This window comes from Mesorhizobium sp. M0800 (assembly GCF_040320095.1).
Taxonomy (GTDB): domain Bacteria; phylum Pseudomonadota; class Alphaproteobacteria; order Rhizobiales; family Rhizobiaceae; genus Mesorhizobium.
In genome coordinates this window covers 61,649-73,143 of sequence record NZ_JAMYOZ010000033.1, presented here as the reverse complement: position 1 = coordinate 73,143, position 11,495 = coordinate 61,649, and the positions used below count along the sequence as shown (strand labels likewise).

The window sequence follows — 11,495 nt, the reverse complement described above, 5'->3', positions numbered from 1 at the left end:
GCTCCGGCGTCAACATCAGCAAATCACTCAAGGCGGCACCTCCTGCCACCTTGAATCACCCAACAGAGATCAACTCAACAAATTAATGGGTCCTGACCCTAGCGGCGGGCGGCCTGACCCGTACTTCGTGCAACTGTACTGGCTAGTATTGTCGTATATCTCGGCCTGCAGCGACATGAACGCCTTCGGCTATGTGATGTGCCGTCCCTGAGCCGACACTAACTTGCTCGTGACGTCGATCTCCGCCTGTTCGCACGCCAAAGGGGATTCGAAAAGCCTTCCACCCTCCTTCTTTAGGAGATACCAGGGCGCGGACGCTTCCAGAGTCAGCAATGAGTAAGTTGCGGACGTCCCCGCCGGGCAACGAGCTGGCCGGTTGGGGCACAGAGGTGGTATAGGCACCAACCTTTGCAGTGCAGCGATGCGGGTAACTATGCCTGGGATTTGGAAGGATGGGCGAGCTGAGGGTCCAAGGTGGGTACTACCTCTATTATCCAAGCCGATGACAAAACTCGGCGGCTTTCAACATCGTGCTGATCGCACTTCGCGGTGAGGCCCCGCTCGGCAATGTTAGCTCTTATGCGACGATCGCGACTGGTCAGATGAACGAGAGGAGGCGGCAGCCGAACGGCAGCTTATTTCCAGTCCAGACTGGAACCAGACAGTCTGGTACAGGCCCATTTTTGACATTCGGTCAGACGGTGTCCGCAATGCGCCGACGACAATTCTTTCTCTGGGATGCCTCAGTTGACCCCACTTTGCGTTCTGTTAGAGCTCCATCGAAGACATTCCGCCGCTAACCCCAAGATTATCGTGGAATTTTGCTAGCCACTTTCAAGTGGCCTGGCTTGAATCGCTCCTTGAGGACAGGTGCTTTGCTTCAACTTTAGTTGGCGACGCTCTTGATGCCAGATGCGACCGCTGCGTTATCAGCGGATTGGGTTATACTGTTGAAAAGGACACACGCACTTTCTTTTTTGCGGAAATTGAACCCTAAGCAGGATTTGTCGTTTGCACATTGCAGTATGCAGTCGGGATATCGGAGCGGAGAGGTCCAATAGGCATTGCCAGAAATTTCCGTTTTTATGGCGAACACCAAATTCGAGTAGCGCAAATTGCTCTCGACCACTTTCTTTGCGGCCATGATCGACTCTTCGCTTTTGACCAGTAGCGATGCGTCCCCTTTCATGAAACAAGCTCGAAATTTTGTGTTATAAGTAACCGCTAGACACCTAAAGTCAGTATCGCAGGCGGTTTGACACTGCTCAGAACTCACGTTCCTAGTTGGCATATCCGGCAGGTCGTTTCCGATCGCGTCCCACCCTGACACGACAACAAATCCACTATCTGGATCGACCTCTGTCGCAGGAGTTTCTGCGGGGACAGTTGCGGCCTGCTCTCGTGACCGGTCAGGAATGATGTCTGAAGACGCAAATGTGCGACCATCCAGCCACGCGCATCTTGTTGCAAGATCGACAGCGGATGAATCATTAAGGCCGACCAACTGAAGCGTCTGAGCAGCAGCGCCAGGCCCGGCTGGTGGCGCTGTCGGGGCAGAACGAGCTGCCAATGATACATTTACGTCTACGCCGTTCACACTCCGCCGAGAGTAACACCACGCTCGGTCCCAGGTTTCGTCGTTCTCATCCTTGAAGTGGTGACCTGTGATTAACTCCCAAGTGGTGCCTTGGAACTCGACGTTCTTGGTGGCGAACTTGTTGAAGTCGACGGTCACCACGTCAGGCCTGGTAGGGACGTCAGCCTGGGGCGCCTGCTCCTGAATTGGCTTTGGAGTTGGAACAGGAATAGGCGGCTCATCTTTTGGGGAGGTGAGATCGCTTGGCTGCTCTATGGTCGGCAAAGCTGCCGGCTCCGGCAAGGTTTTGTCCCCTAGACCAAGATTGATGCCTAGCCCAATCCCGACCGCCGCCACTGCAATGGCTCCGCCAGTCGCCATTCGGCGAAAGGCGCTCGCTCGGGCTGTCTTCTCTTGGGCCGCGGCTTGAGCCTGCAAGGTTGGAATCGCTGACCTTTTGACGGCGAGATCGACGGCTTGCTCAAGCAGGGTGGTGTTATGCCGGACGAGCACTTTTGCGATCCTTCATTGATACCGTCACGAGGTCTGAGACCTCAGGCGGCAAATCCTGGTCGAGGGCCTTGCGAAGAACTTCGGGGTCGTCGGTGAAGAGCGGAACGTAGAGGATCTCTTTGATGATTTTTTCGACAGGCACCTCTACCCGCTTCTCAATCTCTTTCTCTACCGTAACTTCGACCGGTACCTCGACCGTTCGAACCCGCCGCCAGCGCCAACTCAAAAGCATTCTGCGGAGCAGCCTGGAAGTCTTGCTCTCTGAATTGTCCTCTTCTCGGGCGGCAATGCGCTGGAGCGCTAGAGCGACCATTGCCGTAATTGGTCCCGCGAGCGCGGCGATGAGCGCGAGCGAGCCGAACCAAATCACAGAGATTATTCCGGCCTGTGCCTCAGTCACCAGTTCAGGTTTGCTGCCGTACCACCGTGAGGCAATACGGCGGACCTGATCTGTCCGCGCCATTGGGATCCGCTCCTTGGCAAAGGCGCTGAGGGCTTTGGCAATCTGGTCCTGTCTGATCTGGTTTTGCGCCGAGGTGTTTGCCTTGTTGGCTTCTGCCGCCTGGGCATCTGCGAGCCGTTTGCCCGCTTCATCCAATCGACGCTGCCAAGCCGCGGCATCACTATCGCGCGTTTGCTCCAGAGACGAACGCCTATCGACAAGCTTCTGCCTCTGGTCAGTAGTCATAGGAGGGCTATTTGCCCGCAAACGATCGAAATTTTCGCGCAGCGCAGCAACCTCCTGATCAAGCGGCTCAATCTGAGTGTCGAACTTGGTGATAATTTTCGTGCGGGGGTTGGCAAGTTTAGCCACTTCCGATTCTAGCCTGCGTGCCGAGTCGCTGTCGCCTGAATCGCGCGCCATCTTGATACGTTCAACAAAGCTGTCGCGTTGGCGCTCAAACTGATCGACAGCGTCTTTAACTTCGCGATCACGCTGTTGAATCAGCGCCGATCGAACAGCATTTTTCTCATCCACTTGATCGCGAACACGCGAGGCCTCTGGAGTAAGGGCTGTCGTTCCCTCCAATTCCGCATTGGCCTCGGCAATTTGCGACTGAGAGGTCGCACGCGATTTTTCTGCAAGAGAGGTCAGCTGCTCAATTTCGGAACGGGCTTGATCGACCTGATCGGCTCTTCGACCAAGTTCGTCAGCAGAGGCGAGCTTTGTCGCTTCCTGCTCAAGGGCATCAATCTTGTTTACGAGCTCCTCATAACGCAGCTGACGCAATGCGCCTGCCCTCTCCATCCCCATAAAGACAGTTTCGAAAGTGATGCCTGCAAGAACCAGGAGGAAGACCAAGATTATGGGCTTCCAGAGCCAAGACGCGCTGAAAAGCAGTGTAGCTATCGGTATCTTGGTGAGCTCCGCGATTGCCACCATGAGAAAGGGTGCACTGGCGAGCGTCAAATCCATTGCAGTGACAGACTCGCTTGCAGAAAACGCTTGTACGCCTAATGCTACACCTGTCGTAAGACCAATCGCTGCGGCCGCAATCTCTAGGGCCCAGGCACCACGGTAGGTCCACTGGCCATAGCTTGCCAGCTTTTGACTCATCACAGTCTGCATTTTACTCGCCCCCCCCGACAGGGCAACATCACGCCTTGATCGCCTGCCAGCATACACTTAACGGTTTTGAAAGTCTCAGTTAAGGCGTCTTCTCTCTATTGTCGCAATAACTTTTTCTGCCCTTCAGATATAGAATACCTCGTCAAAAAATGGGGTTAGCAGACCGCGTCGCCCATGCATGGTCTTCGTTGGATCGGTGTAAGCGGAAAGCCGAACAGGCCGTAGCGCTTACTCCGTTACATTTCAGCTAGCAGAGTGTTTCGCATGGGATCCCATCCTTGTCGCGATCGAGTTTTCCGCCCCATGAGCAGTTTTGCAGGTACCAGTTGGCTTCGTCGCAGGAACCGATCTGCTTGCACGTTCTCCGCGGCTCGCAAGAATAGCCGCTCTGCGCGACCAGCTTACGGCTGATGATGCCCAGTGGGCGGCTCGACGGCGCCGCGCCGTCGGCGTGCGCAGCGCGCCATTCCCAGGGTGCCTGAAACGTCCCGGCCCACAGGCCGATCTTTGAGGCTTGGGCTTGCGCCTGCTGCCCCGCATAGGCGCCCTGGCTGTAGTGAGGCCAATCCAGCGCCTGGCCGTGCTGGACCATCCAGGCGGCCACGCCCGCGCCGTCGGCGCGCCGACAATCGCCGACAAAGCGGTGGTAGCGATCCCACGTCACGAATGTGCATTCGAGCGGCCTCGACGCGGCCAGGAAAGTGTCCAGCGCTTCGGCCGATCGCCGGCCGCAAGGATACTCGGCGCCATTCGCATCGCGGCACAGCTGCCGGCTCTCTGGCGCGTCGATGCCGTTGAAGCGGACGCGCTGGCCGTGGATTTCGATCGTATCGCCGTCAATGACGGAAGCGACACCGGTAAGCGAGGAGGGCGCCGCCCTTCGTGGGCTGGCCTTTGATGCATCGTCGCTACGTTGCGCGCCCGACGGCGCCAGGAAGGCGGCCACCGCCGCCGCTGCCGTAAGACCGAGCATTGCCGGCACGCTCGCAAGTTGGCGCCGCCACAGCTTGGCACCGGTGGGTCTCTGCCACCGATTGGATCGATATTTGCGGTATCGCCTGCTCATCCTACGCCGACCAGCCCGGCCATGCGCTGTCGACCATGGGCAGGCCGGCGCAATAGTAATCGTCAAGGAACCGCCCGGTGGACCGGTCGCGGCAGCGCCAGATAACGCTGTAGTTCTGGCCATAGAATTGGTCCCACGCGACGCGATAGGTTTGTGATGGCGGTGGCCGGTAATATGTTCCGCCTCCATAGCCGTTGTTGGCAGCGACACCCACAGCTGCGCCGCCGACAGCCGCGATCGCTATGCCTGTCGCGACAGCATTGTCGGTTTGCACAAGCCTGGTGCACTTCTCTGCTGTTGCGCGCCTGCGCACTAGAAGGGCCGCTACCCGACTACGATACTGTTCGTCCGTGCTGCTGGCGAGAACGTGACATAGCGCAACGGTATTCATTGCCGTGAGATCGCTGTCCGACACGACAGTGCTCGTAGAGCAGCCGCTGACGCACAGGGCTGCACTTGCGATGAGTGCTCCAATTTTCATGTGAATTCCCCCAAACAAATATTGGGGCGAGTCCGACCTAGAAGTCCAGAGTTTTGTTTTTCACATTGCTACGATTCACAGCATGCTGCGGTTAGCTGGCATCCACTGCAACCAACCCTTCCGCCGGTCGTTGACTGATGCTGGGTTGATCTCAGCCACTCCAGAACTTGCCCGCTGGCTCAAAACCGGCGGGCTTTTTTCCGCGACGCCGGAAGGCTCTATCTCGCCGCATGTTGTGGTACATCGGCACGCCGTCATCGGGCCGTGCCGTTGACCAAGGTGGTCCCTCCGCCATGGTCGGCCGGCGCAGCCTTGACCGTCCGCGCGGGCCATCCCAATCAAGCCCGCTGGCTTCGGTCGGCGGCTTTTTATTTGATCCCCGGCGCCGTCGGCTTGGATCTAGATCCTCGCCAGTGCCGGATTTGAAGGTAAGCTGCGGCGGTATGATCGCACTTCGCGCGGGACGGACCATTGGTGTGCAGCAAGAGCGCCGAGTTCATTCGGCCAAGATTCTGCACTAGGCCGAGGTAGGTGAAGGCAGATAGCTATCCGGTAATCGCTGAGATATTGGAGATAATGTTCCCCCATGGAGGTGTGTACCAGTATTATAAGTTTCCAAACTTCATGTACGAACGCCGTGGACGAGCTGCTGTGTGCGCTTGCCGTAAATCGCTTCCGCGAGTTCACAGTCGGAAGTTGGCTAGGACCCTAACGCGAGAGCTTCAACGGCCCCCTTCGCGATGAACTCCTCAACGAGACGCGGTTCACGTCCCTGGCCCAGGCCCGCGCGAGGCTCAATGTATGGCGCGCCGATTACAACGGCGCGCGTCCGCACTCGCACATCGGATGGCAGACACCCAACGAATGTGCATCGACCTTCAACCCGCGACGGTCGCTCGCGCTGCGCAACGTGAAACGCTCCGCGCCAGCACCCGTCGCGTCCACCGGCCATCAGGGCAAATCCACCCCCGGAAACGAACTCACGACTGGATAAAATTTGGGGGAAACGTCAGGGCGGCCATAACTTTCAGTCTTCAGACGCGAGGCGGCCTACAACAGCGCTGCCCACCATGCTTGTGGCCCGCGACCCACACGGCTTTTCCCTTCAGATCGTACATTATGCTTCCTTCATGATTACCGATGTCTGCATGACCTTGAGGTCTTCCCGCATCATTTCCGCGGCGAGCTCGCGCACGGATGTCTCATGCACCCAGCCGAGCTTCTCCTTCGCCTTGGTGGCATCGCCCAGGAGAAGATCGACTTCCGTGGGGCGGAAGTAGCGTGGGTCTACCTGGACTAGGCATCTGCCGGTCTCGACATCATAGCCCTTTTCGTCGACTCCCTCACCACGCCATTCGAGCTCGACGCCGACATCTTTGAAAACCCATTCGACGAATTGGCGGACAGGGGTCGTCTTGCCCGTCGCCAGCACGTAATCATCCGGTTGATCCTGCTGCATCATCATCCACATACCACGCACGTACTCACGCGCATGGCCCCAATCGCGTTGAGCATCGAGATTGCCGAGATAAAGCTTGTCCTGCTTGCCGAGGTAGATAGCAGCGGCGGCGCGAGTGATCTTGCGCGTCACAAAAGTTTCGCCGCGCAGTGGGCTTTCATGATTGAAGAGAATGCCGTTGGAAGCATGGATACCATAGGCCTCGCGATAGTTGACCACGATCCAGTAGGCGTAGAGCTTGGCGGCGGCGTAAGGGCTGCGCGGATAAAAGGGCGTTGTTTCGTTCTGCGGTACGGATTGCACGAGGCCGTAGAGCTCTGAAGTCGAGGCCTGATAGAAGCGGGTCTTGTCCTTTAGACCGAGAAGGCGGATCGCCTCAAGAAGTCGCAATGTTCCGATACCGTCGGCGTTTGCTGTGTATTCCGGCGTTTCGAACGACACCTGGACATGGCTCTGAGCGGCCAAGTTGTAAATCTCGTCTGGCTGGGATTCCTGAACTACTCGGATGAGATTAGTCGCATCAGTGAGGTCACCGTAATGCAAAATTAGGCGCGGATCGGGATCGTGCGGGTCTTGGTAGATGTCTTCGATGCGACCCGTGTTGAAGGAAGAGGAACGTCGCTTAATCCCATGAACGACGTAGCCTTTTTCCAGCAGAAGACGCGTGAGATAGGCACCATCCTGTCCCGTTATGCCCGTAACCAGAGCAACTTTCCTGTTCTCGCCCATTTTCTTCCTGCTCTATGGTAGTTGAAGTTTCGAATCTGGCTCGCCACACCGGCGGCCCGCCTCATACCCTATGGTAGGATTTCGACAGATGCGGCGCGGAGCTCGTCATTGACAGTGTCAGCCAGCGAGCACACCTGCTCCTGCTTCGAGGCATAGCAAAACAGAGTCTCGCCGCTAACCTGCCTAAGTCCCACATGCGGCCTGAGTGCCGAACTCAGCTCACGGGTGAGCGACATAGATTTCAATCACGTCGCACCCGATTTGCTCATCAATCAGCGAGTTAGGACGCCCTTCTGTGATTCTACATCCGTTCTCAAGCACGCACAGTCGGTTGCCCAGCCGCTCCGCTTCTTCCACGAAGTGGGTGGCCAGTGGAATCGTATTGCCTTGCGCCAACAGGGTACGTAGCAGTTCCCAGATAAAATGGCGAGCATGTGGGTCCAACCCACACTAGAACTCCACCATCCCTCTTTTGCGCTGACCAAGTAATCTTTGCCTGCTTCAGCGTCTTCTAATGGAAATTGTTTTGATCAGTGAAATCGATTGTTTGGATGAAGTGCATCCATAAAATGGATTGTTTGACAGGGCAGCGCGGCACCATCGGCGGCACAAGTCGTGGGCGCGAGGTTTCGCTCCGCGCGAAGACAAAGTTCGTGTCAGTCGGGGGCTTCGGGCGAACCGCACATCTGAGACGGCGGCGAAAAGCCGGGTAGGGCATTGCGTATTGACCTCCAAGGAATTTCGGGCGCGCTAGCCCGAAAACGGTGGCTGGGCTTCAACCATGGGCGGGACGAGGCGACCATCAAACTGTGTTTCATACTGTAGGCGATCGCAGTGCGGCGAATTTGAACGGCCGCCTTTGCCAGCCCTCGCCATCGCATCCGGCTACAGGTGCCGAAGATCTTCTCGATCCGACTACAAATTCTGTGGATCGGTTGGTTCCAGGCGTCGAGCTTTCGGCCTCGTCGCGCCCCCACATAGTGGTTGCGAGATGCGCGGCCTTCCACCCTCGGCGCGCACCGCTTCGCCGAGACGATTGCCTCGATAGGCGCTGTCGGCAAACACTTCGCCGGGATTGTCGGGCAGAGCATCAGGAACGGCCTTGCCGTCCTCGGGGTGGGCGCCGTGACGGCGATCTCCTCGACAAGGGCCGTATCGGCGTAGGCACCGACATGGGCTTTGAAGCAATGAAACGCTGGTCGGCCCTTGTGCTTGACCCAATAGCCCTCTTCATCGTCTTCGCTGGCCGAGGCGACGATCGCCGCATCGACAACCGTGCCGGTCTTCACCTGGATCGCTGAGCTGGCGGGTGATCTCGGCGAACAACAGGGTCATGAACCTCAACGGCCTTTCGAAAACGGACGAAAGCGGGTTCGCACAGGTGTCGGCTCCGACACTGAGAACCCGCAGAACCGTCGGAACGATCCTCTACATGGCTGCAGACGGCAAAATTCCTTTCTCGGCCGTCGTCGCACAGCATCGCCTGCCAGTCGCTCAGTCCAGCCGGCTCGAAAGCTATCCGGCAGGAGTTGCGCCATGTTGGCGCACTTGAAAGCGTCAGAGGGCGCCGTGTCGCATCTTTCGATGGGACCGGACGCCATGATGGCCATAAATGACGTGGATGGCCTGCGCCTGACATTCGACGGCTGGCGGGTCCTGCACATCCGTCCTTCAGGAAACGCCCGCAAATGACATGTTACGTTGAGGCAGTTAAGAATTGGACTTGAAAAAGGGACTTTGTGGACTGCCTCGACCGGCTGTTTCGCTTAGCAAAGCGCGGCCCCACGTCAGCAGAGGCTCATAGTCAAGGAACGCCCTAGTATCCATCACATGGATGGGCCACATCCACGCAATCAATTTTACACATGTCGCCGGGCGCATTAGAGAACGATGAATTTAAACCGGAAGCGAGTGTACCCGGCGTCAAGATTTGCGAGCGTCACAGAGATAAGGATAGGCAGTGCTGAGGGAGCTCTTCTGCCCCACGCGCAGCCTCTACCAAATCGCCCGGCGTAACGGTCGACTAGTATCGATTAAGAGATCCCAAGCCAGATGCAACCTCGTCTCTGAAACGAGATTTCCGAAAATGCAGGTCAGTGGATTGGTAAAGCGCAGGTTCGTCGTCTCTCAGAGGCGTACGGGGTTCGGTGATTGTCTGTGGTCGCTGGCGGCCGCTTGGCGCTACGCTCAGCGGTCGGGACGAACGCTAGCCGTCGACTGGCGCGGGTCCTGCTATCTCGACCAACCCTTCACAAATGCCTTTCCGGTGTTCTTCCAACCGATCAATGACATCGCTGGCGTACCGGCTATTTGCGACGACCGGATCAACGACTTTTCCTTCCCGGGTCCATTCTTCCCGGAGTGGTGGAATAGGCCAGCGATCGACTGCCTTTACCGCCCAGATGAGCAGATTTTCCAAGAGCGCGACGAGTTGGGCGAGCTCTTTCAGGCCGAACACGATGTCGAAGCGAACACAGTAGTGTGTGACGCTTGTTTGATGTGGCGCTGCGATGAGGATGCCGAGCGGCAGGTCTTCCAGAGTGTCAAGCCTCGGCCTGAAATTCAAACACGCATAGATGCCATTTACCAAGAATGTTTTGAGGGGCACAGCATCATCGGGGTTCATGTTCGACATGGTAACGGTGAAGACATCATGGACCATGCGCCCTACTGGGCCGATCCGGAGTTCGCCGTTCGACAAGTGTGCACTGCGGTTGATAAGGCTAAAGCGTTACCGCACCCCAAGCCTGTGCGGCTGTTCTTGTGCACGGACAGCGCGCAAATCCTGGATCACCTGTCGGCCAGGTTTCCCGATCTTCTCACCGTCCCCAAGCATTTCCGATCCGATCAAGACGGCCCCTTACATACTGCAGCACTTGGGATGGACGGCGCAATTTCCGCCCTCGTTGAGATGTATCTTCTCGGGCGCTGCGATACTGTAATTCGGTTTCCTCCGACGAGCGCCTTTACACGATATGCACGCCTTTTCGTACCGCGGGTAATTGAGTTCGATCTGAAGGACCCAAGTCGTTTGATTTTGATAGAAGGCAGGCAAAGGATCTCTCATCTTGATTAAGACCCGCTACCTGGGCAATTCGGCAGATGCAACGAACAGGCATTGAGACATCGACCGCAATCCACGAGAGGCGGGCCATGGCATACGCTAAATGTCCCGCAGCTGCTCAGCTTGATCCGCAGGCTCGAGGATCGGGACACACTGCAGCAGTTCTTGGCTCCATTCGGGACTGTTGCCGACGTCGATGAAACCGACGGCCTTAGGGCACGAATACAGAATTACGAGATCATTCATCCGCCGCCGTCCGGCAACGCGCCAGAACTTCGCTGTTACTCGGAGCGCCGCCCGATTTGATCGCCCCCGACGAAAGCGGGAACAGGATCCGCGGCGATGTTCACATGGTCGACACGACCGGCAGCTACGTGAGCTCCGGGGGGACGGAACTGTTCGAAGAGAGCTTGAACATCCTTGGCCTCCAGCCTGGAGCGTGCCATTTCTTCCAGCCGCTCCCGCTGTTCAGGTGTCCAGGTCTCTCGCTGAATTACGAAGTCATCCCAGGCCCGGTCTAATTCGTTGTATTTGTTTTGAAGCGCGAGCCTATCGGGAGCAACAGCCTTTCGGGCCTGTTCGGACGCCAGTATGAAGCGCTTCTCGATGGAGCCTTTAAGGTGAGGGAGGTAAAGAAGACCGAGCGTAGCGCCTGACAGTCTTTTGTCGAGCGCGCCCAGAATTCTCGGGCGTACTCTTTGCTATTTAGCGAACGGATCTGGTGCCTTCTATTGTGTGAAATCTGAGGGATAGTCGGCGGCCGGTGAACTCCGGTAAGCAGCAGATGCAAGCGAGCCCGAGTGCAGTCGACGTAAAGTGGCGCCGCTATATTCGTGAGGCTCCGCTTCGTCTGCCGCATCCGCCACGCCCTCGAACGGCAGCCTCGTCGCAAGCTATCAACATAACGGCACGGAATTGCAACCTTTGGCTTGGCGACGGGTTCCTCGATCGGAGTCTGCTCGTTCCAACCATGTCGGATGAGCTGTCGCACTTCTTCAAATAGGACGGTGGGCGCCGCAGCAATGCACCATGAGAAC

General features: G+C 57.3%; 8 protein-coding genes and 3 pseudogenes. 4 read left to right on the top strand and 7 right to left on the bottom strand.

The window, feature by feature from the left end; translation table 11 throughout:
- Positions 1 to 211, top strand: a pseudogene (locus tag NKI18_RS28050) (hypothetical protein); the annotation flags it as partial.
- 675 nt (positions 212 to 886) lie between these two features.
- On the opposite strand, the gene NKI18_RS28045 reads toward NKI18_RS28050, so the two are convergent.
- The 4 genes from NKI18_RS28045 to NKI18_RS28030 all read right to left on the bottom strand — a co-directional run bounded on the left by NKI18_RS28045 (position 887) and on the right by NKI18_RS28030 (position 4,999).
- Complete coding sequence (locus tag NKI18_RS28045; RefSeq protein WP_353021322.1) at positions 887 to 2,089, bottom strand: PAN domain-containing protein; 1,203 nt, start codon at positions 2,087 to 2,089, stop codon at positions 887 to 889.
- Complete coding sequence (locus NKI18_RS28040) at positions 2,073 to 3,659, bottom strand: hypothetical protein (protein WP_353021320.1); 1,587 nt, start codon at positions 3,657 to 3,659, stop codon at positions 2,073 to 2,075. Before NKI18_RS28040 ends, NKI18_RS28045 begins: the two co-directional genes overlap by 17 nt.
- A 247-nt stretch (positions 3,660 to 3,906) precedes the next feature.
- Positions 3,907 to 4,605, bottom strand: a complete 699-nt coding sequence (locus tag NKI18_RS28035; RefSeq protein ID WP_353021318.1) for a thermonuclease family protein — start codon at positions 4,603 to 4,605, stop codon at positions 3,907 to 3,909.
- Positions 4,606 to 4,726: 121 nt separating this feature from the next.
- On the bottom strand, positions 4,727 to 4,999 hold the full coding sequence (locus NKI18_RS28030) for a hypothetical protein (protein ID WP_353021316.1): 273 nt from the start codon (positions 4,997 to 4,999) through the stop codon (positions 4,727 to 4,729).
- 922 nt (positions 5,000 to 5,921) lie between these two features.
- Between NKI18_RS28030 and NKI18_RS28025 the strand changes: the two are divergent.
- A pseudogene (locus tag NKI18_RS28025) lies at positions 5,922 to 6,200 on the top strand (integrase core domain-containing protein); the annotation flags it as partial.
- 123 nt (positions 6,201 to 6,323) lie between these two features.
- Here NKI18_RS28025 and gmd read toward each other — a convergent pair.
- The 3 genes and pseudogenes from gmd to NKI18_RS28010 all read right to left on the bottom strand — a co-directional run bounded on the left by gmd (position 6,324) and on the right by NKI18_RS28010 (position 8,683).
- A complete protein-coding gene (gmd, locus tag NKI18_RS28020; RefSeq protein ID WP_353021314.1) occupies positions 6,324 to 7,394 on the bottom strand; it encodes a GDP-mannose 4,6-dehydratase in 1,071 nt (356 codons plus the stop codon).
- A 131-nt stretch (positions 7,395 to 7,525) separates the two neighbouring features.
- A pseudogene (locus NKI18_RS28015) lies at positions 7,526 to 7,841 on the bottom strand (nodulation factor ABC transporter ATP-binding protein NodI); the annotation flags it as partial.
- Between the two features lie 209 nt (positions 7,842 to 8,050).
- Positions 8,051 to 8,683: a hypothetical protein gene (locus NKI18_RS28010; protein WP_353021311.1), complete on the bottom strand. Its 633-nt coding sequence runs from the start codon at positions 8,681 to 8,683 to the stop codon at positions 8,051 to 8,053.
- Positions 8,684 to 8,930: 247 nt separating this feature from the next.
- Here NKI18_RS28010 and NKI18_RS28005 point away from each other — a divergent pair, with 247 nt between their 5' ends.
- Both NKI18_RS28005 and NKI18_RS28000 read left to right on the top strand, forming a co-directional pair.
- Entirely contained in the window at positions 8,931 to 9,086 is a 156-nt protein-coding gene (locus tag NKI18_RS28005) for a hypothetical protein (RefSeq protein ID WP_352483792.1), read from the top strand.
- A 394-nt stretch (positions 9,087 to 9,480) separates the two neighbouring features.
- Positions 9,481 to 10,470: a nodulation protein NodZ gene (locus NKI18_RS28000; RefSeq protein WP_353021308.1), complete on the top strand. Its 990-nt coding sequence runs from the start codon at positions 9,481 to 9,483 to the stop codon at positions 10,468 to 10,470.
- Positions 10,471 to 11,495: the final 1,025 nt, after the last annotated feature.

Coding starts and splice junctions, on each gene's coding strand:
- NKI18_RS28000 (WP_353021308.1), top strand. CDS start 9,481: ATGCAGGTCAGTGGATTGGTAAAGCGCAGGTTCGTCGTCTCTCAGAGG.
- NKI18_RS28005 (WP_352483792.1), top strand. CDS start 8,931: ATGTTGGCGCACTTGAAAGCGTCAGAGGGCGCCGTGTCGCATCTTTCG.
- gmd (WP_353021314.1), bottom strand. CDS start 7,394: ATGGGCGAGAACAGGAAAGTTGCTCTGGTTACGGGCATAACGGGACAG.
- NKI18_RS28040 (WP_353021320.1), bottom strand. CDS start 3,659: ATGCAGACTGTGATGAGTCAAAAGCTGGCAAGCTATGGCCAGTGGACC.